General features: G+C 71.5%; 27 protein-coding genes and 2 pseudogenes. 12 read left to right on the top strand and 17 right to left on the bottom strand.

The features are described from left to right. Nucleotides 1-40: 40 nt before the first annotated feature. Nucleotides 41-334 carry a type II toxin-antitoxin system RelE/ParE family toxin gene (locus C1708_RS18475; RefSeq protein ID WP_133169072.1) on the top strand — a complete coding sequence of 98 codons (294 nt, stop codon included), beginning with the start codon at nucleotides 41-43 and terminating at the stop codon, nucleotides 332-334. Here C1708_RS18475 and C1708_RS18470 read toward each other — a convergent pair. Both C1708_RS18470 and C1708_RS18465 read right to left on the bottom strand, forming a co-directional pair. Beyond that, nucleotides 318-1,037 carry a hypothetical protein gene (locus C1708_RS18470; protein ID WP_198602530.1) on the bottom strand — a complete coding sequence of 240 codons (720 nt, stop codon included), beginning with the start codon at nucleotides 1,035-1,037 and terminating at the stop codon, nucleotides 318-320. The two genes, C1708_RS18475 and C1708_RS18470, sit on opposite strands and share 17 nt — an antisense overlap. A gap of 64 nt (nucleotides 1,038-1,101) precedes the next feature. Continuing rightward, a complete protein-coding gene (locus C1708_RS18465) occupies nucleotides 1,102-2,058 on the bottom strand; it encodes an EamA family transporter (protein WP_106413714.1) in 957 nt (318 codons plus the stop codon). Between the two features lie 236 nt (nucleotides 2,059-2,294). On the opposite strand from C1708_RS18465, the gene C1708_RS18460 reads away from it, so the two are divergent. After that, nucleotides 2,295-2,747, top strand: a complete 453-nt coding sequence (locus C1708_RS18460) for an NUDIX hydrolase (protein WP_106413713.1) — start codon at nucleotides 2,295-2,297, stop codon at nucleotides 2,745-2,747. Between the two features lie 24 nt (nucleotides 2,748-2,771). On the opposite strand, the gene C1708_RS34010 is transcribed toward C1708_RS18460, so the two are convergent. Together C1708_RS34010 and C1708_RS18455 are read right to left on the bottom strand one after the other, a co-directional pair. Further along, nucleotides 2,772-2,930, bottom strand: a complete 159-nt coding sequence (locus tag C1708_RS34010; RefSeq protein WP_157951278.1) for a hypothetical protein — start codon at nucleotides 2,928-2,930, stop codon at nucleotides 2,772-2,774. Between the two features lie 10 nt (nucleotides 2,931-2,940). Then, nucleotides 2,941-4,998, bottom strand: a complete 2,058-nt coding sequence (locus tag C1708_RS18455) for a restriction endonuclease (protein WP_198602529.1) — start codon at nucleotides 4,996-4,998, stop codon at nucleotides 2,941-2,943. 187 nt (nucleotides 4,999-5,185) lie between these two features. Between C1708_RS18455 and C1708_RS18450 the strand changes: the two genes are divergently transcribed. Further along, complete coding sequence (locus C1708_RS18450) at nucleotides 5,186-5,611, top strand: VOC family protein (RefSeq protein ID WP_106413712.1); 426 nt, start codon at nucleotides 5,186-5,188, stop codon at nucleotides 5,609-5,611. 9 nt (nucleotides 5,612-5,620) lie between these two features. Here the strand turns inward: C1708_RS18450 and C1708_RS18445 are convergent, their stop codons facing one another. Further along, on the bottom strand, nucleotides 5,621-8,494 hold the full coding sequence (locus C1708_RS18445; RefSeq protein ID WP_106413711.1) for an FAD-binding and (Fe-S)-binding domain-containing protein: 2,874 nt from the start codon (nucleotides 8,492-8,494) through the stop codon (nucleotides 5,621-5,623). A 206-nt stretch (nucleotides 8,495-8,700) separates the two neighbouring features. On the opposite strand from C1708_RS18445, the gene serC reads away from it, so the two are divergent. Then, nucleotides 8,701-9,819, top strand: a complete 1,119-nt coding sequence (gene serC / locus C1708_RS18440) for a phosphoserine transaminase (RefSeq protein WP_106413710.1) — start codon at nucleotides 8,701-8,703, stop codon at nucleotides 9,817-9,819. 67 nt (nucleotides 9,820-9,886) lie between these two features. On the opposite strand, the gene C1708_RS18435 is transcribed toward serC, so the two are convergent. From C1708_RS18435 to C1708_RS18425, 3 genes are read right to left on the bottom strand one after another with little or no spacing between them, the layout of a single operon-like run. Then, a complete protein-coding gene (locus tag C1708_RS18435) occupies nucleotides 9,887-10,495 on the bottom strand; it encodes a hypothetical protein (RefSeq protein ID WP_106413709.1) in 609 nt (202 codons plus the stop codon). A 28-nt stretch (nucleotides 10,496-10,523) separates the two neighbouring features. Next, on the bottom strand, nucleotides 10,524-11,345 hold the full coding sequence (locus C1708_RS18430; protein ID WP_106413708.1) for an ABC transporter permease: 822 nt from the start codon (nucleotides 11,343-11,345) through the stop codon (nucleotides 10,524-10,526). Beyond that, nucleotides 11,342-12,307 carry an ATP-binding cassette domain-containing protein gene (locus tag C1708_RS18425; protein ID WP_106413707.1) on the bottom strand — a complete coding sequence of 322 codons (966 nt, stop codon included), beginning with the start codon at nucleotides 12,305-12,307 and terminating at the stop codon, nucleotides 11,342-11,344. Before C1708_RS18425 ends, C1708_RS18430 begins: the two co-directional genes overlap by 4 nt. Nucleotides 12,308-12,393: 86 nt before the next feature. Between C1708_RS18425 and C1708_RS18420 the strand changes: the two genes are divergently transcribed. Then, nucleotides 12,394-13,167 (top strand): TetR/AcrR family transcriptional regulator, encoded by a 774-nt coding sequence (locus C1708_RS18420; protein ID WP_106413706.1) that lies wholly within the window; start codon nucleotides 12,394-12,396, stop codon nucleotides 13,165-13,167. Nucleotides 13,168-13,177: 10 nt separating this feature from the next. Here the strand turns inward: C1708_RS18420 and C1708_RS18415 are convergent, their stop codons facing one another. After that, nucleotides 13,178-14,161 (bottom strand): YncE family protein, encoded by a 984-nt coding sequence (locus C1708_RS18415; RefSeq protein ID WP_106413705.1) that lies wholly within the window; start codon nucleotides 14,159-14,161, stop codon nucleotides 13,178-13,180. Between the two features lie 118 nt (nucleotides 14,162-14,279). Between C1708_RS18415 and C1708_RS18410 the strand changes: the two genes are divergently transcribed. Both C1708_RS18410 and C1708_RS18405 read left to right on the top strand, forming a co-directional pair. Continuing rightward, a complete protein-coding gene (locus C1708_RS18410; protein ID WP_241911281.1) occupies nucleotides 14,280-14,927 on the top strand; it encodes a GDSL-type esterase/lipase family protein in 648 nt (215 codons plus the stop codon). Between the two features lie 57 nt (nucleotides 14,928-14,984). Then, nucleotides 14,985-15,137: pseudogene (locus C1708_RS18405) on the top strand (aldo/keto reductase); the annotation flags it as partial. Between the two features lie 146 nt (nucleotides 15,138-15,283). On the opposite strand, the gene C1708_RS18400 reads toward C1708_RS18405, so the two are convergent. The 4 genes from C1708_RS18400 to C1708_RS35110 all read right to left on the bottom strand — a co-directional run bounded on the left by C1708_RS18400 (nucleotide 15,284) and on the right by C1708_RS35110 (nucleotide 18,760). Beyond that, nucleotides 15,284-16,276 (bottom strand): aldo/keto reductase, encoded by a 993-nt coding sequence (locus tag C1708_RS18400; RefSeq protein WP_106413703.1) that lies wholly within the window; start codon nucleotides 16,274-16,276, stop codon nucleotides 15,284-15,286. Between the two features lie 56 nt (nucleotides 16,277-16,332). Then, a complete protein-coding gene (locus C1708_RS18395; RefSeq protein ID WP_342210901.1) occupies nucleotides 16,333-16,917 on the bottom strand; it encodes a recombinase family protein in 585 nt (194 codons plus the stop codon). A gap of 286 nt (nucleotides 16,918-17,203) precedes the next feature. Then, on the bottom strand, nucleotides 17,204-17,638 hold the full coding sequence (locus C1708_RS18390) for a hypothetical protein (protein ID WP_106413701.1): 435 nt from the start codon (nucleotides 17,636-17,638) through the stop codon (nucleotides 17,204-17,206). 771 nt (nucleotides 17,639-18,409) lie between these two features. Next, a complete protein-coding gene (locus tag C1708_RS35110) occupies nucleotides 18,410-18,760 on the bottom strand; it encodes a hypothetical protein (RefSeq protein WP_232838906.1) in 351 nt (116 codons plus the stop codon). Between the two features lie 127 nt (nucleotides 18,761-18,887). Between C1708_RS35110 and C1708_RS18380 the strand changes: the two genes are divergently transcribed. Further along, nucleotides 18,888-19,196 (top strand): transposase, encoded by a 309-nt coding sequence (locus C1708_RS18380; protein ID WP_106413700.1) that lies wholly within the window; start codon nucleotides 18,888-18,890, stop codon nucleotides 19,194-19,196. Beyond that, entirely contained in the window at nucleotides 19,193-20,116 is a 924-nt protein-coding gene (locus tag C1708_RS18375; protein WP_106413699.1) for an IS3 family transposase, read from the top strand. Before C1708_RS18380 ends, C1708_RS18375 begins: the two co-directional genes overlap by 4 nt. 234 nt (nucleotides 20,117-20,350) lie before the next feature. On the opposite strand, the gene C1708_RS18370 is transcribed toward C1708_RS18375, so the two are convergent. Then, nucleotides 20,351-22,000: a recombinase family protein gene (locus C1708_RS18370; RefSeq protein ID WP_106413698.1), complete on the bottom strand. Its 1,650-nt coding sequence runs from the start codon at nucleotides 21,998-22,000 to the stop codon at nucleotides 20,351-20,353. Nucleotides 22,001-22,090: 90 nt separating this feature from the next. On the opposite strand from C1708_RS18370, the pseudogene C1708_RS18365 reads away from it, so the two are divergent. Then, nucleotides 22,091-22,939 (top strand): annotated as a pseudogene (locus C1708_RS18365) (aldo/keto reductase); the annotation flags it as partial. Nucleotides 22,940-23,071: 132 nt separating this feature from the next. On the opposite strand, the gene thpR reads toward C1708_RS18365, so the two are convergent. After that, entirely contained in the window at nucleotides 23,072-23,644 is a 573-nt protein-coding gene (gene thpR / locus C1708_RS18360) for an RNA 2',3'-cyclic phosphodiesterase (protein ID WP_106413696.1), read from the bottom strand. Nucleotides 23,645-23,735: 91 nt separating this feature from the next. Here thpR and C1708_RS18355 point away from each other — a divergent pair, with 91 nt between their 5' ends. Then, nucleotides 23,736-24,323 carry a Uma2 family endonuclease gene (locus C1708_RS18355; protein ID WP_106413695.1) on the top strand — a complete coding sequence of 196 codons (588 nt, stop codon included), beginning with the start codon at nucleotides 23,736-23,738 and terminating at the stop codon, nucleotides 24,321-24,323. A gap of 24 nt (nucleotides 24,324-24,347) precedes the next feature. On the opposite strand, the gene C1708_RS18350 is transcribed toward C1708_RS18355, so the two are convergent. Together C1708_RS18350 and C1708_RS18345 are read right to left on the bottom strand one after the other, a co-directional pair. Next, nucleotides 24,348-25,712 (bottom strand): MFS transporter, encoded by a 1,365-nt coding sequence (locus C1708_RS18350; RefSeq protein ID WP_106413694.1) that lies wholly within the window; start codon nucleotides 25,710-25,712, stop codon nucleotides 24,348-24,350. Nucleotides 25,713-25,744: 32 nt separating this feature from the next. Continuing rightward, on the bottom strand, nucleotides 25,745-26,182 hold the full coding sequence (locus tag C1708_RS18345) for a MarR family winged helix-turn-helix transcriptional regulator (RefSeq protein WP_106413693.1): 438 nt from the start codon (nucleotides 26,180-26,182) through the stop codon (nucleotides 25,745-25,747). Between the two features lie 257 nt (nucleotides 26,183-26,439). Between C1708_RS18345 and C1708_RS18340 the strand changes: the two genes are divergently transcribed. Continuing rightward, nucleotides 26,440-26,622 carry a ribbon-helix-helix protein, CopG family gene (locus tag C1708_RS18340; protein WP_106413692.1) on the top strand — a complete coding sequence of 61 codons (183 nt, stop codon included), beginning with the start codon at nucleotides 26,440-26,442 and terminating at the stop codon, nucleotides 26,620-26,622. Nucleotides 26,623-26,627: the final 5 nt, after the last annotated feature.

Here is a 26,627-nt window from a genome sequence, read left to right as displayed (position 1 = left end):
GAGCATCGCAGGGGGGCGAGAAACAAGCAAGCATGCTTGCATGATTTTTTCGACGGGCAGATCGCCGCCGAGGGACGTGCTGGACCGGATCGAGACGCTCGCCGAGGAGGACCCCGAGAGCCACCTGCGCGTCACAGCCGCCCTGGAGCGGCTCCAGGAGGCGGGTCCGGCGCTGCGGCGTCCGACGGCCGACGCGACCGGGAGGGGCCGCTGCCGCAGCACGCGGGAGTCACGTCCACGCGGCAGTGGATCGGCCGGCATCAGGATGCTGTTCGTCCTCGCCCCCGAGCGACGGGCGGTGGCGGTGGGCTCCGGGCTCACGCCCCGGGCGTGAAGGCGACGTCGGTGAGGTCACGTTCCAGGACGACGCCCTGGTGGCCGTAGGTGCGGATCGAGGGCACCTTCAGCAGCAGGCAGAAGCGGTCGGTGGAGGCGACCGTGTCCGCTATCCGGCGGTACGAACGGCGGAGGAAGTGGAGGGCGGCGTGGTTGGTGAGGGCGGTCTGCCCGCAGACCAGGATGACGGGACGCTCGCCGCCGGGAGCGGTGAACTTGGCGAGAAGGACGTACTCCTCGTTGCCGCTGTCCCGGCGGTGGAGCACCCCGCCCGCCTCGAACGCCAGCGGGTGCTCCGGGTGGGTGTAGGGGTGGAACGTGACGCCGGGCAGGGTGTGCGCGACATGACCCGCGCTCCGGGCGTTCGACCCGAGCGGGCCTCCGATGCAGAACTCGGGCTTGTTCCCGTTGCTCCCCCGGAAGTCGTCGCTGCGGACGACCTCGACCTCGCACTCCAGGCTGTGGCTGAGAACGGCCGCCTCGATCATCGCCTGGACGTCATGGTGGTGCGTGGTGCCCGGAGCGCCGTACTTGTTGTTCATCACGATCAGGCACGTGTCGCCGGGACGGGCGCCGACCACGCGCATCCGCAGCCGCAGGTCCCGGTTGTGCCTGCCGCGCTGCCACAGCCACACCGCCAGGCCGCTCAGACAACTGGCGAGCAGCCCCAGCACGAGATCGCCCAACGCCCCCGCCAGCATGCCGCTCCCCCCTGTGCGTGCCCGTACCCTACCCGGCCGCGCGGCGGGCGACGCCGCGCCCGCCTCAGGAGCCGCCCGCGGTCTTCCCGTTCCTCCCCCGCCCCACCTGCGTGCGCACCGCGCCCATGCTCGCCGCGATGACCAGGGCGATGGCGGCGGCCTCCGTCGCGGCGAGGGCCTGGTCGAGGACGAGGAAGCCGGCGGCGGCCGCGAGGGCCGGTTCCAGGCTCATCAGGATCGCGAACGTCGACGCGGGCAGCCGTCGCAGCGCGAGGAGTTCGAGGGTGTAGGGCAGGACGGACGACAGCACCGCGACCGCCGCGCCCAGCGCGAACGTCGTCGGGTCGAGCAGCTTGGTGCCGGACTCCAGGACGCCCAGCGGCAGGAACAGCACCGCCGCCACCGCCATGGCGAGGGCCAGCCCGTCCGCCTGCGGGAAGCGGCGCCCGGTGCGCGCGCTGAAGACGATGTACGCCGCCCACATCGCCCCGGCGCCCAGCGCGAAGGCGACGCCCAGCGGGTCGAGGCCGCTGAAGCCTCCGCCGCCGAGGAGGAACACGCCGGCGAGGGCGAGCGCGGCCCACACGAGGTTGACCGCGCGCCGGGAGGCCAGCACGGAGAGGGCGAGCGGCCCCAGGACCTCCAGGGTGACCGCGGGGCCGAGCGGGATGCGGGCGACGGACTGGTAGAAGAGGCCGTTCATCGCCGCCATCGCGAGGCCGAAGGCGATCACCGTGCCCCAGTCGGTCCGCGAGTGCCCGCGCAGCCGCGGCCGGCACACCACCATCAGCACCAGCGCCGCGACCAGCAGCCGCAGGGTGACCACCCCGAGCGCGCCGGCGCGCGGCATCAGCGTCACCGCGAGCGCCCCGCCGAACTGCACCGAGATGCCGCCGGCCAGCACCAGCCCGACCGGTCCCAGGGCGCCCCGGCGGCCGCCCGGGGCGCCGGCCTGCGCGGGGGCGGGACCGCGGCTCTGCCCGGATGCGGTGGACGGGGTGGCGGCGCTGGGGGTGGTCACGGTGCCTTCCAGGGAGGTAGGAGACGCGAGAGGTGATGCACGACTGCACCGAGTGTGCACCTTGATGGACTCACGGGTCCAGCGTATTGGACTACGTCAGTACCGTGAAGCGTTTATATGCCTGACGATGCGGCCCGTGTCCCGTCCGGGTCAACTCCGTCCACGGTGCGGACGTCCCACCCGGTACGGTTCCCCCTGGTGACACCCCGTCCGCTCCCCCTATCAGCCGAGGCCCCGTGCGACGACTCCTGGTCCGTGTCTGGCGACTCCTGCGCCCGCTGCAGAGCCGCATCATGTGGCTGCTGCACGCCAAGTTCGTGGTCGGCGTGACGGGTGTGGTGCGCGACGACGAGGGGCGGGTGCTGCTGCTCCGGCACCGGATGTGGCCGCCCGGCCGCCAGTGGGGCCTGCCGAGCGGTTTCGCGCGCAAGGGCGAGGACTTCCGGGCGACCGTGGTGCGCGAGGTCAAGGAGGAGACCGGCCTCGACGTGGAGGCCGGCCGCCTGGTCATGCTGAACAGCGGCCTGCGCACCCGTATGGAGGTGGCCTTCGAGGCCCGCCTGCTCGGCGGCGAGCTGCGCCTGGACCCCTTCGAGATCCTCGAGGCCCGCTGGTGCGAACCGGACGCCCTCCCCGAGGGCGTCCAGCCGGTCTGCTACCCCCTCGTCCGGGGCGAGACGACGCCCTGACCCGGCGGGGCGCGCCCGGGGGCCTCAGCGGGGTACGCCCAGGGCGTCCAGCCGCTCGTGCACGGCCTCCGGCGGGAGGCTCGGGTTGCGCAGGGCCGAGGCGGCGGTCTCCGGAGCGTCGCAGGCGCGCAACAGCAGGGCGAGCGGCAGGGCGGGGTGCACGGCCGCCGTGCCGCGCCGCACGCCGCGTGGCCTACCGCACCTCGATGCCGAAGTCCTGCACCAGTTCCTCCAGGCCGCCCCGGTAGCCCTTGCCGCCCAGGACGAAGTCCCAGTCGCCGTTGGCCCGGCGGCGGAACGAGCCGAGGACCAGGGCCGTCTCCCCCGCCCGGCCGTCGGACACCTCGAGCCGGCCCAGTTCGGTCAGCCCCGGGTCGAGCAGGCGGATGCGGGCGTCGGTGAAGCCCGCGAGGTCGGCGTGGGGGTTCACCTCCGGGTCGACGGCGGCCACGAGCACGAAGCGGTCGGCCTCGTCGGGCAGCGCGTCGAAGGCGACGCGGATCGCGGCCTTGTCGGGTGCGGTGGCGGGGAGGGCGCGCACCGCGCCGTCCGGCGTCCCCGGGTTGTTGAAGAAGACGAAGTGGTCGTCGCCGAGCACCCGGCCGCCGCGGCAGACGAGGGCGCACACGTCCAGGGCGACGCTGCCGGACCAGCTCATGCCCAGGACGTTGTAGTCGTCGGGCAGCCGGTCGTCGTCCGGGTCCGCCGGGCGGGCCGTGCCCGTTCTCCCGTCCCCCAGCCGCCCCCGCAGACCGTGCCGGTGGAGCAGGTCGACGAGCTCGGGGCCCGGGATGAGCTCCAGCGGCTTGCCGTTGGCGAAGGTGTGCGAGCCGGGGCCGAAGCCGGACGTCGTCACGAGGACGCCCTTGTTGGCGCCGGCGTCCTGCACGGTGCCGTAGAGGTCGCGCACGGCGGTCGGCGGCACGGTGTTCCGGTAGCGCTTCACCTGGACGACGATCTTGCCGCCCCGGATCGGGGTGGGGTCCAGGGCGTCGACGTCCACGCCCCCGTCGTGGGAGCGCCGGGTGGTGACCGCCTGCATGCCCATGGCGCGGAAGAGGTCGGCGACCAAATTCTCGAAGGCGAGCGGGTCCATCGCGAACAGGTCCGGGTCCTCGTCGTCGCCGTGGGCGACGACCCGGTTGCCGACGTCCTGCGGCCGACGGGCCGGCCGTACGGCCGCGAGCTGGTCGGGGCGTGCCGAGACCTGACCGCGCAGCGCGTCGGCGAAGCAGCTCTCCGGGTCCACCTGGACCAGGTGCAGCTCCTGGAACGCGGCGCGCTCGGCCATGACGGTGGCGAGGACGATCTGCCCCGGCCGGCCCGTCGTGGGGTCGTGCCCGTCGACGAACCCGTTGAGGGCCACCGACTCCAGCGCACCCTGCTCGTCCGCGGCGAACAGCTCGTGCAGCACGAGCAGCATGCACTGGGCCAGGACCTCCTTGTACAGCGCACGCCGCTGGCCCGCCGGGCGGGGCGTCTCCTTGTCCTGGTCCACGCTCGGCATGTACCGGACGGCCTTGGTCTCCGGCACCACGTCGTAGGCGGGCAGTTCCCAGTCCAGGACGAGCTGCCCCGCGGCCGGGTCGTAGGCCGCGGCCACCTGGCGCGGGAATCCTTCGGGCCAGGCCGTCGAGGAGTACAGGGCGGCGGAGAAGTACTCGACCACGGCGTCCGGCTCCCGGCGGCGCACGCCCTCGACGGTCGCGGCGACCCCGGCGTTGTGCCGGCGGACCTCGGCCAGCCGGGCGTCGGCCCACTCCTGGTACTGCCGCTGGTAGGCGGCGAGTTGCCGCTGCCGCTGCGCCTCGGCGGCCTGCGCGGCGTGCCAGTCCCGCTCGAAGCGCGCCCGTGCCTCCGCCTGCGCCTGGGCCCGGCGGTTCGCGGTCCAGCCCCCGCCCTGGGGCTGGTAATCACGGGCGTCCGGCATCGGCACCGGCTGGGCGAGCGGGCCCGGCGCGAACGGCTGCACGGTCTCCGGCCGCAGCAGGGCGGCGGCCCGGAAGGGCGGGGCCTGGCACCCCGACGCGAGGAGCGCCCGCAGGGACGCGACCCGCGCGTCCAGCTCCTCCGTGCGCCGGAGGGCCTCCGCCTTCCGGTACTCGCGGTGATCGCGCTCGACGCGCCGCTGGTGGGCCCGCGCCCGCTGCTCCTCCTGCCTGCGCCGCCTGGCGTCGGCCTCCTGCTGACGCTGCTGCTGCCGTTGCATCTCGGCCCAGACGCCGACGAAGCCGGTGGAACGACGACTCATGTGCTGCGGGCCCTCCCCCAAGGCACTCCGGCTGTCCCCACAACCAGGTATGACGGGACGACTCTAGCCACCATCCGATGCCCCGCACACCGGCTTGACACGGGCCGGCGGCGGTCCGGTCCCCCGTCGAGGGCACGCGCCGAACAATCAGCGGCCGGCCGGCGGCCCCCTTGTTAGGGTGCGCCCCGTGGCAGTGATCAGGCAGGTTCAAGTCACGTTCGACTGCGCGGATCCGGAGCGGCTGGCGCGGTTCTGGTGCGAGGTGCTGGGGTACACCGTGGTGCCGCCCAAGGGGTACGGCTCCTGGGACGAGTTCAACCGGGAGCGGTTCCCCGACGGGGACGGCGCCTGGTGTTCGGCGAGTGATCCCACCGGGGCCGGACCGCGGCTGTTCTTCCAGCGGGTGCCGGAGGGCAAGACCGTCAAGAACCGGGTCCACCTCGACGTGCGCGTCGGCACCGGGCTGACCGGTGCGGAGCGGCTCGCCGCGCTGGAGGCCGAGTGCGCCCGGCTCGTGCCCCTCGGTGCGGTCCGGCAGCGGCTGCTCTCCGACGGCACCGACTCGTGCATCGTGATGCAGGACATCGAGGGGAACGAGTTCTGCCTCGACTGAGGCCGGGAGTCACTCCTCGTCCAGCGCCTCCGCCAGGATCTCCGCCAGGTGGCGGCCCCTGACGCCTCCCAGCTGCTCCAGCTGCGTGCGGCAGGAGAAGCCGTCGGCCTGGACCACCGCGTTCTCCGGCGCCTCCCGCACCGACGGCAGCAGCTGTTCCTCCGCGCACGCGCGCGAGACACCCTCATGTCCCTCCTCGAAACCGAAGTTGCCCGCCAGGCCGCAGCAGCCGCCGCTCAACTCGCCCTTGAGTCCGGCCGCCTCCCGCAGTCTGCGGTCGGGGCCGTCGCCCAGGACCGCGTGCTGGTGGCAGTGGGTCTGGCCGGTGACCGGGCGGTTCACGGCCGGCGGGGTCCAGCCGGGGGCGTGCCGTTCCAGGGTCTCCGCGAACGTCAGGACCCGGGAGGCGAGTCGAGCCGCGCGCGGGTCGTCGTGGAGGAGTTCCGGGGCGTCCGTGCGCAGGGCGGCCGCGCAGCTCGGTTCCAGGACCACCAGGGGCGCGTCCGCGGCGAGGACCGGTTCCAGCAGATCGAGCGTGCGCCGCAGCACCGTGCGGGCGCGGTCGAGCTGGCCGGTGGAGAGGTACGTCAGACCGCAGCAGACCCGGCCGCGCCGCGCCGTGATCAGGGACAGCGCCGAGCGTGACCGGGCGTCGCCCACCCGTCCGCCCGGCCGCGGCCGCAGCGTCGGGGGCAGCGCCACCCGCAGTCCCGCCGCCTCCAGCACCCGCACGGCCGCCCGGCCCACCGACGGCGACAGGTGCTCGGTGAAGGTGTCCGGCCACAGCACCACCAGCGTGCCCCCACCCGCGGCGGACGGCCGCCTGCGCCGCCACCAGCGGGTGAACGGTTCGCCCGCCAGACGCGGGATCTCCCGCTCGCCCGCGATCCCGCCGAGCCGTTTCGCCAGGCGCGCGAGCGGGCCGGCCGAGGCCAGCACGTTCGCCGCCCCCGCAGTCCGGGTCCGGGCGGCCCAGGACAGCCACACCGGCAGCCACCCCATCACGTAGTGGGCGGCGGGACGGCGGCGGCCCGCGTAGTGGTGGTGCAGGAACTCCGCCTTGTACGTGGCCATGTCGACGCCGACCGGGCAGTCGGAGCGGCATCCCTTGCAGGACAGGCACAGGTCGAGCGCGTCCCGGACCTCGGTGGAGCGCCAGCCGTCGGTCACCACCTCGCCCGCGAGCATCTCGTGCAGCAGCCGGGCGCGCCCGCGCGTGGAGTGCGCCTCCTCGCCCGTCGCCCGGAACGACGGACACATCACGGCGGCCCCCGGCGCGGACGTCGTACGGCACTTGGCGACGCCCACGCAGCGCCGCACCGCGGCCGAGAAGTCGCCGGCGTCGGCGGGGTAGCCGAAGGCGACGTCGACCGGTCCGCGCGGCAGGACGGAGAAGCGGAGGTCCGTGTCGAGGGGGGCGGGGCGGACCAGCATGCCGGGGTTGAGCAGGTCGTCCGGGTCCCACACCCCCTTCACCCGCTCGAAGAGGGCGACCGTCTCCGCGCCGTACATGCGCGGCAGCAGTTCGGCCCGCGCCCGCCCGTCCCCGTGCTCCCCCGACAGCGAACCGCCGTGGGCGACGACCAGATCGGCCAGCTCCTCCGAGAAGCGCCGGAAGCGGGCGACGCCCGGCCCGGTCAGCAGGTCGAAGTCGATGCGCACGTGGATGCAGCCGTCCCCGAAGTGCCCGTACGGGATGCCGCGCAGGCCGTGCTCGGCGAGCAGCGCCCGGAAGTCCCGCAGGTACGCGCCGAGCCGGGCGGGCGGCACCGCGCAGTCCTCCCAGCCGGGCCACGCCTCACCGCCCCCGGGCATCCGGGTCGCGGTGCCGCTCGCGTCCTCCCGGATGCGCCACAGGGTGCGCTGCCGGGCCGGGTCGGTGACCACCAGCGCGTCCACGACGTCCGCCGCCCGCACGATCGCCTCGGCGGCCGCGCGCGCCTCCGCCCCGGTGTCCCCGCCGGCCTCGACGAAGAGCCACGCTCCCCCGCGCGGCAGGTCCGCGGCGGACGGCACCAGATCGGCCGCCATGCCCTCCACGGTCAGCGGCCGGTACGGCAGCAGTCCCGCCGCCGCCTGCGCGGCCCCGCTCTCGTCCGCGTACGCCAGCACGGCGAGCGCCCGCGCGCGGGGCGCCCGCACGAGGGTCAGCTCGGCCTCGGTGAGCACGGCGAGGGTGCCCTCCGAGCCGCAGAGGGAACGGGCGACGTCGGCGCGGTTCTCGGGCAGCAGGGCGTCCACCGCGTAGCCGGAGATGCGGCGGGGCAGGTCGGGGAAGGCGGTGCGCAGGCGCGTCAGTTCGCCGTCGACGAGGTCGCGCAGGCCCGCCGGGGCGCCCGCCCAGCCGGGTCCCGGGCGCAGCCGCTCGCCGCGCGCGGTGATCACCGACAGGGTGCGCACGTTGTCGGCGGTGGTGCCCCAGGCGACCGAGTGGGAGCCGCAGGAGTTGTTGCCGATCATGCCGCCGAGGGTGCAGCGGCCGTGGGTGGACGGGTCCGGGCCGAAGCGGAGGCCGTGCGGGGCGGCGGCCTCCTGGAGCCGGTCGAGGACGAGGCCGGGCTGGACGACGGCGGTGCCCGCCTCCGGGTCGAGGGACAGCAGGCGGTTCATGTGCCGTGTGAAGTCGAGCACCACGCCCGTGCCGGTCGCCTGCCCCGCGATGGACGTGCCGCCGCCGCGCGGCACCACGGGCGTCCCGCGCTCCCGGCACACCGCCAGCACCGCCGCGACGTCGTCGGCGTCCCGGGGGGCGACCACGCCGAGCGGGACCCGGCGGTAGTTGGAGGCGTCCATCGTGGTCAGCGCCCGCGCGGTGACGCCGAAGTCCACCTCGCCGCCCACCGCCGAACGCAGCGCCGCCGCCAGTTCCCGCTGATCCGTCATGTTCTCAGGATGCCCCCGCGGGGCGCGGCGCGGGCGGCGTCCTCGGCTTCGCCCGGCCCGTCCGCCCTCCCGTCCCGGCGGCGCGTCCCGGTGGCTCGTCCCAGCGGATCGTCCCAGCGGATCGTCCCGGTGGCTCGTCCCAGCGGCTCGTCTCAGCGGACGGACGATGTTTCGCCCGGATTTCCCTCAGCCGCTAGGCTCCGCTCGTGGCTGAGATCCGGATTCCTGCTGACATCAAGCCCGCCGACGGTCGTTTCGGTGCGGGTCCCTCCAAGGTGCGGACGGAAGCGCTGGACGCGCTGGCCGCGACCGGCACGTCCCTGCTGGGCACCTCCCACCGCCAGGCCCCGGTGAAGAACCTGGTCGGCGCCGTGCGCGAGGGCATCCGCGAGCTGTTCCAACTCCCCGAGGGCTACGAGGTGATCCTCGGCAACGGCGGGTCCACCGCGTTCTGGGACATCGCGACCCACGGACTGATCGAGAACAAGTCGCAGCACCTCAGCTTCGGCGAGTTCAGCTCCAAGTTCGCCAAGGCCGCCAAGCTCGCCCCGTGGCTGGCCGACCCGGACGTCATCTCCTCCGACCCGGGCACCCACCCGGAGGCGGTCGCCGAGGCGGGCGTGGACGTGTACGCCCTCACCCACAACGAGACCTCCACCGGCGTCGCCATGCCGATCCAGCGCGTCGCCGGCGCCGACGAGGGCGCGCTGGTCCTGGTGGACGCCACCTCCGGCGCGGGCGGCCTGCCGGTCGACATCGCCGAGACGGACGTCTACTACTTCGCCCCGCAGAAGTCCTTCGCCTCCGACGGCGGCCTGTGGATCGGCGTGTTCTCCCCGGCCGCGATCGAGCGCGCCGAGCGGATCCACGCGAGCGGCCGGCACGTCCCGGAGTTCTTCTCGCTGCCGACGGCGATCGACAACTCCCGCAAGAACCAGACGTACAACACCCCGGCGCTCGCCACCCTGTTCCTGCTGAACCAGCAGCTGGAGTGGATCAACGGCCAGGGCGGCCTGGACTGGGCGGTCCGCCGCACCGCGACCTCCGCGCGCACCCTGTACGGCTGGGCCGAGGACGTGAAGTTCGCCAACCCGTTCGTCACCGACCCGGCGAAGCGGTCCGCCGTCATCGGCACGATCGACTTCACCGACGAGGTGGACGCCGCCGCCGTCGCCAAGGCGCTGCGCGCCAACGGCGTCGTCGACACCGAGCCGTACCGCAAGCTGGGCCGCAACCAGCTCCGCGTCGCGATGTTCCCGGCGATCGACCCGGCGGACGTCGAGGCCCTGACGAAGTGCGTCGACTACGTCATCGGGCAGCTGTAGTCCACGCTCCCGCACCGCACGAGAAGGGCGCCCGGCGGATCCCCACCGGGCGCCCTTCCGCGTCGCCTCACCCGCGGTGCGCCGCGCGCCAGGCGCCCGCCAGCGCGTCGTACCGCCCGCGCTGCTCCTCCCGCGCGTCCCGCGCCTCCTCGGTGGCGGGGTCGCGAGGAGGAGGCCCAGGGGGCCGGGGACGGCGCCGGAAGCCGATGGACTCGCACAGGGCCGTGAGCGCGGGCGCCCCGGTGCCTGCGGTCACCGCGCCGCACCCGGCGCCCAGCGTCCACAGCGCCTGGCAGGCGAGCGCGGGGCCGAGGCCGGCCCCGCGCCGCTCCGGGTCCGGCCGGACGTCCCTCAGGACGAGCAGGTCGCCGTCGGCGGACGTCACGGTGTCCCGGAACTCCTGCGAGCAGCCGCCCCGCCCGAGGTCGTCCCCCTGCGCGTCAGCGCCGAAGAACGGGCTGAACCGCTCGTCCTGCCGGAACCGGGAGAGGGCCGGCGAGCCGGCGACCCCGCCGACGGTGCGGTTCCGGAACCGCTCCACCCGCACGGACACGCTCCACTCGTCGATGCCGTCCCGGTCCCCCACGCCGCTCACCGGTTCCCGGAGGTGGTACTCCGGCCACAACCGCCCCGGGTCACCCGGCGGTTCCTCGATCGGACGTCCGTACGGTCCCATGCCGCCGCACCGTAGCCGCGACCCCGCCTCACCTGCTGAGACGCTGGAACCTCCGCACCGCGAGCGGCAGGAAGACCGCCGTCAGGACCACCGGCCACACCCCGGCCATCAGCAGCGCGTGCTGCTCCACCCACGAGTCGCCGCCGCCCACCGGCGTGCCGAACAGCTCACGGGTCGCCGCGGCCGTGGAGGAGATCGGGTTCCAGGCGGCCACCCAGCCCAGCCAGTCGGGCATGAGCTGCGGGGCGACGAAGATGCTGGAGATCATCGTCAGCGGGAACGCCACCGCGAACAGGCCGCCCGCCGCCTCCGGGTTGGGCACCATCAGCCCCAGCCAGACCCCGAGCCAGATCAGCGCGAACCGCAGCCACAGCAGCAGTCCGAACGCGGCGAGGAACTCCCAGCCGCCGTCCGGCCGCCAGCCCATGACCAGCGCGGTCAGCATCAGAATGGCCAACTCGGCGCAGGCGACGATCAGATCGGTCACCCCGCGCCCGGCCACCACCGCCGACGACGCCATCGGCATCGAGCGGAAGCGGTCGATGACGCCCTTGGTGGAGTCGTAGACCACGACGGTCGCGGTGTTGATGAAGCCGAAGGCCATGGTCATCACGAACATGCCCGGCATCAGGAAGTCCTTGTAGTCCCCGCCGCCCGGCACCCGCATCGCGCTGCCGAAGACATAGCCGTACAGCAGCACCGACAGGATGGGGAAGCCGAGCTGCCAGGCGATGTTGACGGGCTGGCGCTGGTAGTGGGTCAGGCCCCGGCGGACGACGTTCCAGCAGTCCGCGAGCGCCCAGTACACCCGGCCGCGGCCGTCCGGTCCGGTCAGGTCGAGCGCGCTCATGCCGCCGCCTCCTTCTCCGTGCGGTGTCCGGTCAGGCGCAGGAACACGTCGTCGAGGCTGGGCCTGCGCAGCCCGATGTCCTCGACCCGCACGCCCTCGTCCTGGAGGGTGCGTGCCACGTCCGTGAGCGCGGCCACCCGGTCGGTCACGGGCGCGTGCACCCGCAACTCGGTCTCGTCCGCCTCGGGTTCGCCGTCGGCGACCCGGGCGACCACCTTCACCACGCGCGGGATGTCCGAGCGTTCGGCCACCACGACCTCGACGCGGTCGCCGCCGACGCGGTTCTTCAGCCCGTCCGGGGTGTCGTCGGCGATGGCCCGGCCCCGGTCGATGACGGTGATCCGGGAGGCCAGCCGGTCGGCCTCCTCCAGGTACTGCGTGGTCAGCAGCACGGTCGTGCCGCCGGCCACCAACGCCCGTACCGAGTCCCAGACTTCGCCCCGGCTGCGGGGATCGAGCCCCGTCGTCGGCTCGTCCAGGAACAGCACGGCCGGCGTGAGGATCATCGACGCCGCCAGGTCCAGCCGGCGCCGCATGCCGCCGCTGTAGTCGCCGACGCCCTTGTCGGCGGCGTCGGTCAGGTCGAACTGCTCCAGCAGCTCCGCCGCCCGCGCCTTGGCGCGCCGGCCGCCGAGGTGGAACAGCCTGCCGAACATCTCCAGGTTCTGCCGCCCGGTGAGCACCTCGTCCACCGCCGCGTACTGCCCGGTGAGGCCGATCCGCGCCCGCACCTCGCGCGCCCGGTGCGCCACGTCGAGCCCGGCCACCGTCGCCCGCCCCCCGTCGAGCCGGATCAGCGTCGACAGGATCCGTACGGCGGTGGTCTTGCCCGCGCCGTTCGGTCCCAGCAGTCCGTGCACCGTGCCCGGCCGCACGGCGAGGTCGAAGCCGTCCAGGGCGCGCTTCTCGCCGTACCGCTTCTCCAGCCCTTCGGCCAGGACCGCGCACCCGTCGTCCTTCATGGGTCCCCCTTCCAGAAACCGGGTACACCGTACCCGATGACGCGTACGACGTACTCAGTTTTTTCGCGCGGACCTAGACTGCCTGCATGAGCAGCGGCGGAAGCGGTACGGAGACCAGCGGCAGCGGCGACCTCGCGCGCACCCTCGACCTGCTGTGGGGCACCGGACAGCGGCCCAGCCGGGGCCCGAAGCCGGGGCTGACCCTGGAGCGGATCGTGGAGGCGGCGATCGAGGTCGCCGACCGGGACGGCATCGGCGCGCTGTCGATGCGCCGGATCGCCTCGGAACTGGGCACCGGCACGATGTCCCTCTACCGCTACGTCCCCGGCAAGGCCGAACTGCTCGACCTGATGCTGGAGCGGGTGCAGCACCCGCACGACCCCGGGGACCTGGGCGACGGCGACTGGCGGTCGGCCCTGGAGGCGCTGGGCCGGGCCACCCTCGCCCTCTACCGGCGGCACCCCTGGCTCCTGGAGGTCAACCAGTCCCGCCCGGTCCTCGGCCCGAACGCCCTGGACGGCCTGGAGACGGTGCTCTCCCGGATCAAGCCGATGGGCCTGTCCGACCCCGAACTGATGTCGGCGATCATGATGATCGACGGATACGTGGCCGGGGCCGCCCGCACCCAGCGCTACCAGGAGGAGGCCGAGCGCAGCTCGGGGCTCACGGACGCGCAGTTCTGGGACGCCCAGCACCCCTACCTGGAGCGGGCCATGAACAGCGGGCGCTATCCCGTTCTGGCCGGGCTCTCCGAGGACACCTTCGGCACCGACTTCGACCACTTCGAGTTCGGCCTCCAGCGCATCCTGGACGGCCTGGAGGAGTTCGTCGCCCGGCGCGCGGCCGGACAGGAGCGCTGAGGCCCCGGGTTCAGCCCTTCCGCCGGCGCCTGCTCAGCCCGAAGAACGCCGCCACGACGAGGGCGGCCACCACGGCGCCCCCGACCTTCACCGAGTCGCCGGTCCCGTCGCCGGCGGCGCCGCCGTCCGCACGGGAGCCGGGGCCGCCGCTCGCCCCGTCCCCGTCCGCGCCGGGCGCGGGACGGCTCACCACCCCGCTCCGCTCCCCCTCGCTGCCGAACAGCAGCCGGGAACCGTCCGCGGAGAAGGTCACCGACTCGCCCTGGACCTGGAGCGGCACGCTCAGCCGCCCCTTGCGCTCGATCCTCCCGCCGTTCCAGGCGTAGTGGATGCCCCCGAAGTAGCCGCGCACGGCCAGGTGCCGCCCGTCGGGGGAGAGCGCCGCGTCGGTGGTCCACAGCTCGACCGGGGCGATCGGCTCGAACACGTTGTCACCGGACGGCGAGAGCTTCTCCGGCCCCTCGTAGAGGTGTCCGCCGTCCTCGTGCTTGTCGATGATGTAGACCCGCCCGGTCCGCGGGTGCACGACCATCGCCTCGGCGTCGCGCGGACCGTCGGCGTACTTCACGACGTACTGGGTGGCCCGCACGGTGGCGTCCTCCAGCCGCTCGGGCTCGGGGAGTTCGTAGATCCACACGTACGGCCAGGTGCCGCCGAGGTTGTCGCCGATGTCGGCGACGAAGAGGCGGTTGCCGGGGCCGACCGCGATCGCCTCCACGTCCCGGGGGCTGCCGACGCCGGTGAGGGTGAGGCGGGCGACCGTGTCGCCGGAGCCGCCGTCGACGGCGTAGAGGTAGGGGCCGTCGTCGCTGTCGTTGTGGGTCCAGTACACGCCGGGGTGGAGGCGGGAGGCGGCGAGCCCGCTGGACTCGGTGACGCGCGGGTCGTTGACGGTGAACCCCTCGTCCCCGTCGTCGGTGTCGGCGGCGGAGGCGGGCACGGCGAGCGCGGCCGTCAGCAGGGCCGCGGCGAGCAGGGCGAAGGGTCGGCGCATGACCCAAGACTGCCATCAGCCGGAGCCCCCGAGTGCGGGTGTCGGGGCTCACATCGCGGTGAACGCACCGATCCACCATGATGATCGGGTGCTCAGGTTCATGCCCGTAGGTGACTCGATGACGATCGGGAGCGCGGGTGAACACACCTGGCGCTACCGGCTGTGGCAGCACCTGTGCACCGCGTACGGCGGCCCCTTCACCCTGGTCGGCCCGCGCGAGACGCTGCACGACCCGTCGACGGACGCCCCCACCTCGTACGCGTACGCCGACCCGGAGTTCCCCCGGGCCCACCTGGCGGGCTGGGGCGAGGGCTGGTGCCACATGGCCCCGCTGGTCGGCGACGCGGTGCGCTCCTGCCGCGCGGACGTGCTGCTGGTGTCGCTCGGCCTGATCGACCTGGGCTTCTACACCAACGCCGAGCAGACCGCGGACAACGTGCGCGCCTTCGTCGCCGCGGCGCGCGCGGCCCGCCCGAAGGTGCGGATGGCGGTGATGCCGGTGATCCGCAACATCCGGGTGGACGCGGACGAGACCTTCGCGGGGCAGGTCGGCCGGTTCAACGCCCTGCTGGCCGGGACGGTCGCCGACCTGGACACCCCGCGCTCCCCGATGCTGCTCGTCCCGCCCCCGGCGACGTACGACTTCCACGTGGACACCTACGACGGCACGCACCCCAACGAGAGCGGCGAGCACAAGATCGCGGGCGCGTTCGCCGAGGCGATGTGGCACGAGTGGTCCCTGGGCGGCCCGTACAAGCCGTCCTGACCCGACGCGCGTGCAGCACTTGCGTCGAGCGCACTCCAAGACGTTGTCTTGACGTCCATGAGGTACACGCAGCTCGGACGCACAGGACTCAAGGTCAGCCGGCTCGTCCTCGGGACGATGAACTTCGGTCCGCAGACCGACGAGGCCGACAGTCACGCCATCATGGACGCGGCGCTGGACGCCGGCATCAACTTCTTCGACACGGCAAACCGGCAACTTTGACGCCAGGTTGCACAGTAGCGCATCGCTGATGCTCACCGCTCCTGCGGACCCCGAGTGGAAACGACGAAGCCGCCGCCTCCCACTCGCTTCGAACGCAAGCAGAAGGCGACGGTCCCTCACACAGACCCGCTACCTCACCATGCGAAGGCCTCGGGAGACGGTCCGGGACCGGGGAAGATCTCGTCCAGAGACGTCAGCAGCTCCTCGCTCAGTTCCAGCTCCAGGGCACGCAGCGCCGAGTCCAGCTGCTCCTGCGTGCGGGGGCCGACGATCGGGCCGGTGACGCCGGGGCGTGTCAGCAGCCAGGCGAGCGCCGCTTCACCGGGCTCCAGGCCGTGCTTGTCGAGGAGGTTCTCGTACGCCTGGATCTGCTCGCGTGTCTTGGTGTCCTTGAGCGCGTCGGCAGCGCGGCCGCTCGCCCTGCGCCCTTGTGCGGCCTCCTTCTTGAGGACGCCGCCGAGCAGCCCGCCGTGCAGCGGTGACCAGGGGATGACGCCGAGCCCGTAGTCCTGCGCGGCCGGGATGACCTCCATCTCGGCGCGGCGCTCGGCGAGGTTGTACAGGCACTGCTCGCTGACCAGGCCCATGCGGCCGCGCCGGGCAGCCAGCTCGTTGGCCTGGGCGATCTTGTAGCCGGGGAAGTTGGACGACCCGGCGTAGAGGATCTTGCCCTGCTGGACCAGGACGTCGATCGCCTGCCAGATCTCCTCGAACGGCGTCGACCGGTCGATGTGATGGAACTGGTAGATGTCGATGTAGTCGGTCTGCAGCCGCTTGAGGGAGGCGTCGACGGCCCGGCGGATGTTCACCGCGGAGAGCTTGTCGTGGTTAGGCCAGACGGAGGAGTCGTCCGGGGCCATGTTCCCGTACACCTTGGTGGCGAGGACCGTCCTGTCGCGCCGCCCGCCACCCTGGGCGAACCAAGTACCGATGATCTCCTCGGTGCGGCCCTTGTTCTCACCCCACCCATAGACGTTGGCCGTGTCTACAAAGTTCAGACCCGCGTCGAGAGCGGCGTCCATGATGTCGTGGCTGGTCGATTCGTCTGTCTGCGGACCGAAGTTCATCGTGCCGAGAACGAGTCGGCTGACCTTGAGTCCGGTGCGTCCGAGCTGCGTGTACTTCATGGACCACAAGCCAACTGCTTCGAGCCCGCTCCAGGCAAGGACATCAGGTGCCGCCGTCAGGAGTCGTCTCCGAGGTGCCGGTACAGCGTGGCCCGGGAGACGCCCAGAGCCTTGGCGATGGCGCTGACACTCTCTCCCTTCGCCTTCCTCGCGCGGGCCACGGTCAGCACGTCCTCGTTCACGACGGACGGCCGTCCGCCGGTACGCCCCTGCGCCTTGGCTGCGTCGAGTCCGGCGCGGGTGCGCTCCTTGATGAGGCTGCGCTCGAACTCCGCCATGGCCCCTACCACCTGAAGCATGAGACGGCCATCGGCCGTGCCGGGGTCGATGTTGGCCAGTGCACCCGTGAGCACCTTGAACCCGATACCACGCTCCCGAAGCATGTCGACCATGGTCACAAGGTCGATGAGCGACCGGGCAAAGCGGTCGAGCTTCCACACGCACAGGGTGTCGCCGGCGCGGGCGTAGTCGAGTGCTGACCGCAGCTCCGGCCGGTCGGCGTTCTTGCCCGACGCCTTGTCCTCGAAGACCCGGGCGCAGCCTGCGGCCGTCAGTGCGTCCCGCTGCAACTGTGCTTCCTGGTCATCGGTGGAGACGCGGGCGTAACCGATGAGCTGACCGGTGATCGTGTTCGTCGTCACGGCCGGGACTGTCTCAGAACTCATCTCAATACGTCAAGCTCGAGACGGGAGTTTCGAGACGGGTTTTGAACAGCGCTACACCCCCTTCAGGGACGCTTGCCATCTCGTCTCACAAACCTTGGTTTTCGAGACGGTCCATGCTGGCCTGTGTGGGGCGACTGCCGCACCCCTCGGGACGCTTGCCCGTCTGTACGCCTTCTTTTTGGGACCAGGGTTCCAAGTTCTACTGGGTTCTACTGGCCCACTCTGATCGGGTGACTCCACTGGCAGGGGGCGGAGTGTCTCGCTAATCCTCCTTGCCCTGGTCAGCTTCATCGTCCGCCCAGGGGTACAGGGTGGCGAAGTGACGGATTCGCTCCTGCTCGGCGGCTTCGTCAGCGGCGTCGTAGTGCCGTATCTGCTTCCACCAGCGGCCGTAGTCGTAGCCGTCGCAGTGGTTGAAGTCGAGGGCAGTGCTGCGGAGCCGCTGCCACTCACGCACGATCGCAGCCCGCTGCCACGACTCGGGCCGCTCCACCGTGAGGAGTTGGTGCAGGAAGCCCGCTGAGTCGCTGACCAGGATGAGCAGGGACCGCATCGCGAAAGAGGTCTCGCCGGTCTCACCGACCCCCGCGGACACTCGCCCCAACTGCGCGTTGAGGAACGTCTCCAGGGCGCGGACGTTCTCGGCGGTCAGATCGACGGCGTAGATGAGGGTGCGTTCAGGTGGTGGGTTCGTCATACGGATGGGTCCTACCTTTCGTGCGGTGCCAACTGGAGCATCCCGGGTGAAGCTGAATCAACCTGGTATTTCCGTGGGCCAGAAGACCCTGGTGCGGCGGGGACCAAAGAAGTGCGTACAGACACGCACCCCTTCAGACACGTGCCCCTTCGTCCACAGCAAGGCTCTTCGCGCCCGTCTCGCGGCCTGCCCGGTGTTCGACCGGCAAAGCCAGGCGTGCACCCCGCTCGTCGATGGCAGGCAGACGTGACCGCAGGGGCAGGGGGTGGGGGCATGACCCCCGAAGGGGGCAAGCCAGACCGCCATGTCATAGCAGCCAAGATTCCGCCACGGTTCCGGGGCCGTCTGCCCTCCCCGCCGGCTGCCACGGTGAGAGCGTATGGTCTGGTCACAGACCACCTTGCCTTGCTTGCAGCGGCGGAAAGCCGCAAGGAACAGGGCCTAACGACTGCACCTGCGGGGCGCGGCAGCGCACCCTAGGGCTTGCACCTGTCGGCTCCCTCCGGGGCCGCACTGTCGTTGAGCACTGCGACTGTGGCGGCCGGTAGGCCGCCCCTTGCTGCCTTTCTCTGCGCCGTTGTCCCTCTCTAGGGGGCGCTGCCGCGCCTCTACTTGCCCTCGCCTTGAAGCAGGCTGCCTCCTTCAGCCGACCCCGACAGAGGCTCGACCGCACTTGGACCAAATAGATAAGAGAGGACGCGAGCGTTCCCGCAGTTCGGATGCTGTTTGGGTACACGCCAGGCGTGCTCTGGCTACACGGACAGCGTGTACTTACCGGTCCTGGTGGAGACGGCAGGGAACTGGCGCACCCTTGCCCTTCTGGAACAGGTGGGGAGGAAGCACGAGGCAAGCGGCCCCGGAGCGGGGCGACACAAGGTCCAGCTCCTTGGCGCGTGCCACCGCGTTGCGGGTGCTCTGCTCGGACAGTGGCTTACCTTCCTTGCCCAGCAGTGCGGCCAGCCGGCCGGGGGCGAAGCCCGCGTGTCCGTGCCGGTCTGCCCATCCGATGGCGGCGAAGTGGACGCGGTAGGCGAGCTGGTGCGCAGGGTTCTGCGCCATGCGCCGGTACTCGTGCTGGGAGACACCGCCCCACGGGCGGTCATGGCCGAAGCTGATAGCCACCGGATGTGGCTCCTTCCTGTGAGACGCACACGCGTGCGCCAGTCCCCCGCCGGATGGTGAGGTTCCCCCGAGATGCGGAGGGCGGTGACAGCAGGTCAGATAGGACTCACCGAGAGGAGCCCTGTTGATGCCTGCCCCGAGGAAGTACCCGCTGGAGTTGCGTGAGCGTGCGGTGCGGATGTACCGCGCCGCGGAGCCGAAGCCCGTGATCCGCCGTATGGCCGAGGAGATCGGTGTCCATCACGAGGCCCTGCGCGGCTGGATCCGCCAGGCCGAAGCCGACGCCAGCGAACGCGATGATCTGCTCACCAGCGACGAACGCGCCGAGCTGGCCGCGCTGCGCAAGGAGAACACCCAGCTCAGGCGGTCGAACGAGATCCTGCGGACGGCCTCGGCTTTTTTCGCGGCACAGCTCGACCCGACCCGGCCCGGGTGACCGCGCTCTTCGACGAGCACGAGCACCTGGAGGTCGAGCCCACTCTCCGGGAACTGCGCATCCCTTCCTCCACCTACTACCGGTGGCGCCGGGCGGCGAAGGAGCCGTGCGAACGGCGCCGCCGGGACACCGAGCTGACCGGGCAGATCCAGCGGATCCACACCGACTCCGGAGGCATCTACGGCTCGCCCCGCGTGCATGCCGTCCTGAAAAGGGAAGGCGTCCTCGTCGGCCGCAAACGAGTCGAACGGCTCATGCGCGAAGCCGGCCTCGCCGGGATCAGCCCTCGTCGGACGGGCAAGGGCTTCACCCGCCGCGACCGGGACGCCGAGCTCGCCCCCGACCTGGTCAGACGCGACTTCACCGCGGACGGACCGAACCGGCTGTGGGTCACCGACCTCACCATGATTCCCACCGGCGAGGGACCTTTGTGGCTGTCGGCGATCAGGGACGCGTTCTCCCGCCGGGTGGTGGCCTGGGAGACTGCCGCCCGCGCGGACGCCGACCTCGTACTGACCACCCTCGAGTACGCCCTCACCTCCCGCGAGGTCGAACCCGGGCAGTTGATCCATCATGCGGACCACGGCTGCCAGTACACGTCCGTGAAGCTCACAACACGCTTGATGAGAGCAGGAATCGAGGCATCCATGGGCTCCGTCGGGGACTCCTACGACAACGCCCTCGCGGAGAACCTCTGGATGCTCATCAAGACCGAGGGCCTGCGCGGCCGCACCTTCGCCACCCGGGCCGAGGCGAACCTCGCACTCTTCGAGTACATCGACGGGTTCTACAACAGCCGGCGCATCCAGAAACGCCTCGGCTACCTCAGCCCGCTCGAGTTCGAAGAGAAGCACTACGCCAAGCAGGCAGCGACCGAACGAGCGAACCTGAAACCCCGCCAACCTGCCCTGACCAGCTGATCAGCCCCTCCCGAGCAACGGGGGAACCTCATGGCGGGACATGTGCCTCCCTTTCTTCGGGGGGGGTGGACCGTGCACGGACGGCACGGTCTCTCTTCACAGGTGGACGCCCAAGCCTTCGGGCCTGGACTCGGTCTCGTGCGGTCGGGAGCGACGGCGGCGACCTGCCGGGCATCTTACAAACGCGCAGAAGGCCCCGACCACAGGACCCTCCTCGTCACCTGTAGTTGTCGGTCAGCCTTCGCTGTGGACCGCCGCCATGTTGCGCAGACGCTGCTTGAAGTCCATCGGGATCAGAACCTGAACCCTCCCGACCGGGTGTTGCCACATCCCCTCATGGCCATCGGGAGCCATGAGCTGCGCGGCGGCCATCCCGGGAATCGGCTCGGCATGGATGACTGCCTTGACCCCTGCGGCGCGTAGCTCCCTGCCCTTTTCGTGCTGGGTCGACAACGTGCTCCACCGTTCCCGGTAGGTCTCCCCTGTCGGAATCTCCTCCCAGGTGTCCGGACGCGTGGGCTGCGCGATGAGCTGTTCACGTCGCGCGTCCAACCGCTTGTACGCCTCCCGGTACTCCTGCTTGCCCAGCTCACTGGAGTAGAGGCCCGCCTCGCGATCCTCCCTCAGGTCCGACAGGGCGCGGTTCACTTCCTCGATGTCACGCGTGTAGTCCACGCCCGGCCGGAAGACCTTCCGGACGATCTCGACATCCCCGGCAGCGAGGAGGAACGCCTGTTCCACGGCGCCCTCCAGCGTGTGCGCCGCGATGCCCTTGCTTCCGGTCGGACACGGCTTGTGCGTGGTACGGGAGGCACAGCGGTAGTAGGGCCAGTTACGGCCAGGGCCGAGATATGCCGGCTCCCCACATGTGCAGAACGCGACCCGGAGCAAGGGCGACCCACCCTTGCGGTTGCCGTTGCGCTTGCTGGTGTTCTCGTCCAGCTTCTTGTTGGCCAGCTCCCACTCCTCGTGCGTGATCAGCGGCTCCGCGCGCTGGAGGGGCTGGCCGTCAGCGTCCCGGACGACCCGGCGTCGTGTCGTCTTCTTCCCGTCGACCATCACCTCCTCGGATACCTCCATCTGCCCCAGGATGCAGCGGGAGCGTACGACCTTGGCCGTGTTCGCGGCGGTCCAGCGGCTGCCCTTCGGGGTCTTGCCGCTGCGGATCATCTGAGCGTCGAGTGACGTCGGGGTCTTCGACACGTCCTCGTTGAGCCACTGCGCGATGCTGTTCGCCGACTCGCCCGCGATGAGACGACGGACGATCTCACGGAGTGTCCCGGCCGTGTCGGTCCCGTAGTCGTCAGGGACGAGCTTCCACCCCTCGCCGGTCTCCTGCTTCTCCTCGCGGTAGCCGTACGGAGTGCGGCCGCCACGCCAGCGACCCTCCTTCACCAGGTGGTTGTACGAGGACTTGGCCCGCGCCTTGATGGCTTCGAGCTCCCCTTCCGCGAAGGACGCGATCAGGCTCAGGAGGAGCTTCCCCATCTGCGTGTTGAGGTTGATCCCGTCCTCGACGGTCGCGACCTCCTTGCCGTTCTTCTCGCACCACTCCAGGAGGGTGTGCACGTGCAGCACGCGCCGCGAGAGGCGGTCGATCTTCAGCGCGCAGAGGATGTCGTACTCATCGGCGCGCGACTCCTCCATCGCGATCCGGTGCTCGATCGCGCTGACCTCCTTTCCGATCGTCGAAGGCAACCACTTGCCGAACTCTGGGCGCTTCCACGGCTCTACCCCGCCGGACACGTCGATGTCCTCGACCCATCCCACGACGACGTGCCCCTCCTGATCGGCCCATCGCTGGATGGACCGACGCTGACGCTCCGGCGATGTGGTCTCGTCCGACACCCTCGACAGGCGGACCACACCCAGAACTCTCGCCATGCTCGTTCTCCCTCTCCCCTGTGGCACGCATCGTGCACAAGGGGTGACGGTATGTGGTTCGGATCATGGCGTCAAAATTGACCTTTGGGCACGGCCAACGTCTACGGCTGGGGCGAGAACAAGGGCCGCACCGAGGAGATCATCGGCAGCTGGTTCGCCCAGGGCGGCGGCCGCCGGGACAAGGTCGTCCTCGCGACCAAGGTGTACGGCAACATGGGCCCGGACGGGGAGGCGTGGCCCAACCACGACAAGCTGTCCGCGGTGAACATCCGGCGCGCGGTGGACGCCTCGCTGAAGCGGCTGGGGACCGACCACATCGATCTCTACCAGTTCCACCACGTCGACCGGGCCACCCCGTTCGAGGAGATCTGGCAGGCGGTCGACGTCCTGATCCAGCAGGGCAAGATCCTCTACGTCGGTTCCTCCAACTTCCCCGGCTACAAGATCGCCCAGGCCAACGAGATCGCCGCCCGGCGCGGCGGCACCATCGGCCTGGTCAGCGAGCAGTGCCTGTACAACCTCGCCGAGCGGCGTGCCGAGATGGAGGTCGTCCCGGCCGCGCGGGACTACGGGCTCGGGGTCATCCCCTGGTCGCCGCTGCACGGCGGGCTGCTGGGCGGGGTCATCAAGAAGGAGGCCGAGGGCGGCCGCCGCGCCTCCGGGCGGGCCGCGGAGACCCTGGCCGACCCGGCGGCCCGCAAGCGGATCCAGGCGTACGAGGACCTGCTGGAGAAGCACGGGCTGGAGCCGGGCGAGACGGCGCTGGCCTGGCTGCTCACCCGTCCCGGGGTGACCGGCCCGATCGTCGGCCCCCGTACGCGCGAGCAGCTCGACTCGGCGCTGCGGGCGGTGGAGCTGGAGCTGAGCGAGGAGCTGCTGGCCTCGCTCGACGAGATCTTCCCGGGTCCGGGGCCGTCGCCGGAGGCGTTCGCCTGGTGACGGCGGGCGAGCCGTGACGGACCGGCGGCGGCGCTACCTCCCGAGCGCCGCCGCCAGGGCCACCACGACGAACATCAGCACGAGCGCACCGGCCATGATCCGGTTCCGGGTCTTCGGGTCCACGCGTCGAGCCTAACGGGCCGCGCCGAGTGCCCGGCGGGCGACCGCCTCGTAACGGGGCTGCTCGCCGGGAACGCCCGACCGGGGCAGATGGCTGCGCACCAGCACCAGCTCCTGCACGGTCCAGGTGCGGCTGCGGAAGTCCTCCAGCGCCGCGAGGTACGGCCGTACGTCGACGGCGTCCCGGCTGCGGGCCACGGTCAGGTGAGCCTGGTAGCGCCGGTGCGTGTCCATCTCCACGCCCGCCTTGCGTCCGGCCGCCTCGGACCGTTCGGCCAGCAGTCGCATCGTCCGCAGGTCGCCCGCGGCCCCGGCCCACAGGGCGCGTCCCCGGCCGAACTGGCCGCCGCCGGAGAGCGCCAGCCGGAACGGCTCGGTCCGCGCCGCGGCCCGTCCCAGCCGCGCGGTCAGCTCGGGCACGGTCTCCTCGTCCACCTCGCCGTAGAACGCGAGCGTGAAGTGCCACCCGGCCCGCTCGGTCCACCGCATCCCGCCGGCCCCGGGCAGCTCCCGCAGCCCGCCCACCTCGGCGGCCAGCGTTCCGATCACGTCCTCGGGCGGCAGCACGGCGGCGAAGAGTCTCATGCCCCCAGTGTCCCGCGTGTCCTGGTCACCGTGCGTATCGTTGTACCGCGCGGCTGTACGCCTGGAGCGTCGGCCGAGGAGGAGCGCCACGATGACCGTCCTCGAAGACAGGATCGAGATGGCCGAGAGCGGCGACGAACTCACGCTCGACATGATGTTCGAGTGGCTGGAGAAGATGCCCGTCCCCGAGGGTTACAAGGCCGAGATCGTCGGGGGGCACATCTTCATGACGCCGCAGCGGGACACCCACTGGGACATCATTGCGGACCTCTACGATCAACTGCGCGCGAAGTACCCGCGCAAGCGCCTGAAGTCCGACGTCCGCATCGATTACCCGGGACACCTCAACGGTTTCGCCTCCGACGTGACCCTGCTGGCCGAGGGCGCCACCCAGAACAGCAAGGGACGGTGGCGTTGCGAGGATGTCGTCTTCATCGCCGAAGTGATCTCGCAGAAGACCGCGGACAACGACTACGGGCCGAAGAAGGACGCATACGCCGCCGCCGGTGTGCCCGTGTACCTGATCGTCGATCCGTACACCGGCGAGTGGCACCTGCACACGCTGCCGAAGGACGGGAAGTACCACGGCAGCGTGTGCTTCGGCTTCGGCACCCGGATCGACCTGACGAGGACGGTCGTCGGTCTCATCCTCAGGACCGACGACTTCCCCCGCGGCTGACCGCGGCCCGGGGCCCGGCGGCGGTCACGCCGCCGGGGCCAGGGTCTTCCGGTGTTCGCGGGGGACCAGGCGGACGCTGGGGTGGCCGTGGTTCCAGCCGACCGCGAGGCGCAGGCCGCCGACGCGGGCCAGGATCAGGCCGATGACGGCCGCCGCGGCCATCGCGACGGCGCCGCCGGCCGCGAAGCCGACGCGGGCGCCGTAGGTGTCGGTGATCCAGCCGACGATCGGCGCGCCGACGGGGGCGCCGCCGAGGAAGACCATCATGTAGAGGGCCATGACCCGGCCCCGCACCGACGGGTCGGTGGACATCTGCAGGCTGGTGTTGGTGGTGACGTTGACCGTCATCGAGACCAGCCCCAGCGGGACCATGATCAGCGCGAACATCCACAGCTCGGGCGACGCGGCGGCGAGGATCTCCAGTGCGCCGAAGGCCAGCGCGGCCGTGATCAGCAGCCGCAGCCGGGCCGTGCCGCGCCGGGCGGCGAGCAGGGCGCCGGAGACGGAGCCGATCGCCATCAGCGTGTTGAACATGCTGTAGACGCCCGCGTCCCCCTGGAACACGTCGTCGGCGAAGGCCGACAGGTAGACCGGGAAGTTGAAGGCGAACGTGCCCATGAAGCCGACCAGCACGATCGGCCAGAGCAGGTCGGGCCGTCCGGCCACGTAGCGCAGGCCCTCGCGGAGCTGTCCCTTGCCGCGCGGGGCGCGCTCGACGGGGTGCAGCTCGCGGGTGCGCATCAGCATCAGGCCGGTCAGCGGCGCGACGAAGGACAGGCCGTTCAGCAGGAACGCCCATCCGGTGCCGACACCGGTGATCAGCAGGCCCGCGACGGCGGGGCCGACCAGCCGGGCGGACTGGAAGTTTGCGGAGTTCAGGCTGACCGCGTTCTGCAGCTGTCCGGGACCGACCAGCTCGGAGACGAAGGACTGGCGGGCCGGGTTGTCGACGACGGTCGCGAGGCCGAGGGCGAGGGCGGCGACGTAGATGTGCCACACCTCGACGGCGCCGGTCAGGGTGAGGGCGGCGAGCGCGAGCGCCGTGAGGGCCATCGCGGACTGGGTGACCAGCAGGGTGGGCCGCTTGCGCAGCCGGTCGACGAGGACTCCTCCGTACAGGCCGAACAGCAGCATCGGCAGGAACTGCAGGGCCGTGGTGATGCCGACGGCGGCCGAGGAGCCGGTGAGGCTGAGCACCAGCCAGTCCTGGGCGATGCGCTGCATCCAGGTGCCGATGTTGGAGACGACCTGGCCGAGGAAGAACAGGCGGTAGTTCCTGATCCTCAGCGAGGAGAACATGGAGTTCTTGCGGGCGGGGGCGTCGAGGGCGGTCTTGGTGTCGTGGGGGTCAGGTGCGGGGGCGGAAGCTGCTCCGGATCCCGTACTCAAAGGGTTCGCCTCCTGTGGCTGCCGGGGGTCGTTCAGAGGTGCGCCAGTTTCTCCAGCACGGGGGCGGCGGCGCGCAGGGTCGCCCACTCGTCCTCGTCGAGTTCCTCGACCAGCGTGGCGAGGAACGCGTTCCGCTTGCGCCGGCTCTCCTCGAGCATCGCCTCGGCCCGCTCGGTCCGCGTGACGACCTTCTGACGCCGGTCGTCGGGGTGCGGCTCGAGCCTGACCAGTCCTTTGGTCTCCAGCAGCGCCACGATGCGGGTCATCGACGGCGGCTGGACGTGTTCCTTGCGGGCGAGCTTGCCCGGGGTGGCGCTGCCGCAGCGGGCCAGGGTGCCGAGCACCGACATCTCGGTGGGGCTGAGCGACTCGTCGACCCGCTGGTGCTTGAGCCGACGGGACAGCCGCATCACGGCGGAGCGGAGGGCGTTCACGGCGGCTGCGTCGTCGCCATGGCTGAGGTCCGGCATGTTTTTTAGCGTAACTCATTACCTTTACTAAGGAACGCTGGAGGTGCGGGATCCCGGCGTGAGTCCCGCCACTCCCGTCCCGCCGTCCCGCCCCGCCGCTCCCGTCCCGCTCCTCCCGCCCCGTCGGTCCGGACCCGCCGGTCCGTCCCCGACGGGTGCCCGGAATCGGAACAGCCCGGGCCGGAGATCACCCATACGAGTGATCGAGGCGCGAAACGCCACGCGCCGCACCCGGAGGTGCGGCGACGCTCGTCCGCATGGGGACCGACGTGCTCAGCCTGCGGATGGACCACGAACTGCTCGAACGGCTCCGCGGCCATGCCGCCAAACGCGGCATGAGCGTCCAGGACTACGTCGTCCGGACGCTCATGCGCGATGACTTCGACCAGCGGTTCCGCACCGCCGTCGAGGAGACGGAGAAGTTCTACGGGGTCACCTGACCCCG

It is taken from the genome of Streptomyces sp. DH-12 (genome assembly GCF_002899455.1).
In the GTDB taxonomy this organism is placed as follows: domain Bacteria; phylum Actinomycetota; class Actinomycetes; order Streptomycetales; family Streptomycetaceae; genus Streptomyces.
This window is presented reverse-complemented; position numbering and strand designations above follow the sequence as displayed.

Bases quoted from the DNA above. Each gene is read 5' to 3' on its own strand.
- C1708_RS18345 (WP_106413693.1), bottom strand. From the start codon at position 26,182: ATGCCGGACCTCAGCCATGGCGACGACGCAGCCGCCGTGAACGCCCTC.
- C1708_RS18445 (WP_106413711.1), bottom strand. From the start codon at position 8,494: ATGACGGATCAGCGGGAACTGGCGGCGGCGCTGCGTTCGGCGGTGGGC.
- C1708_RS18430 (WP_106413708.1), bottom strand. From the start codon at position 11,345: ATGAGCGCGCTCGACCTGACCGGACCGGACGGCCGCGGCCGGGTGTAC.
- C1708_RS18390 (WP_106413701.1), bottom strand. From the start codon at position 17,638: ATGACGAACCCACCACCTGAACGCACCCTCATCTACGCCGTCGATCTG.
- C1708_RS18355 (WP_106413695.1), top strand. From the start codon at position 23,736: ATGACCGTCCTCGAAGACAGGATCGAGATGGCCGAGAGCGGCGACGAA.
- C1708_RS18370 (WP_106413698.1), bottom strand. From the start codon at position 22,000: ATGGCGAGAGTTCTGGGTGTGGTCCGCCTGTCGAGGGTGTCGGACGAG.
- C1708_RS18470 (WP_198602530.1), bottom strand. From the start codon at position 1,037: ATGCTGGCGGGGGCGTTGGGCGATCTCGTGCTGGGGCTGCTCGCCAGT.
- C1708_RS18420 (WP_106413706.1), top strand. From the start codon at position 12,394: ATGAGCAGCGGCGGAAGCGGTACGGAGACCAGCGGCAGCGGCGACCTC.
- C1708_RS18425 (WP_106413707.1), bottom strand. From the start codon at position 12,307: ATGAAGGACGACGGGTGCGCGGTCCTGGCCGAAGGGCTGGAGAAGCGG.
- C1708_RS18455 (WP_198602529.1), bottom strand. From the start codon at position 4,998: ATGAGTCGTCGTTCCACCGGCTTCGTCGGCGTCTGGGCCGAGATGCAA.
- thpR (WP_106413696.1), bottom strand. From the start codon at position 23,644: ATGAGACTCTTCGCCGCCGTGCTGCCGCCCGAGGACGTGATCGGAACG.
- C1708_RS18340 (WP_106413692.1), top strand. From the start codon at position 26,440: ATGGGGACCGACGTGCTCAGCCTGCGGATGGACCACGAACTGCTCGAA.
- C1708_RS18400 (WP_106413703.1), bottom strand. From the start codon at position 16,276: ATGAAGTACACGCAGCTCGGACGCACCGGACTCAAGGTCAGCCGACTC.
- C1708_RS18475 (WP_133169072.1), top strand. From the start codon at position 41: ATGATTTTTTCGACGGGCAGATCGCCGCCGAGGGACGTGCTGGACCGG.
- C1708_RS18415 (WP_106413705.1), bottom strand. From the start codon at position 14,161: ATGCGCCGACCCTTCGCCCTGCTCGCCGCGGCCCTGCTGACGGCCGCG.
- C1708_RS18410 (WP_241911281.1), top strand. From the start codon at position 14,280: ATGACGATCGGGAGCGCGGGTGAACACACCTGGCGCTACCGGCTGTGG.
- C1708_RS18380 (WP_106413700.1), top strand. From the start codon at position 18,888: ATGCCTGCCCCGAGGAAGTACCCGCTGGAGTTGCGTGAGCGTGCGGTG.
- C1708_RS18435 (WP_106413709.1), bottom strand. From the start codon at position 10,495: ATGGGACCGTACGGACGTCCGATCGAGGAACCGCCGGGTGACCCGGGG.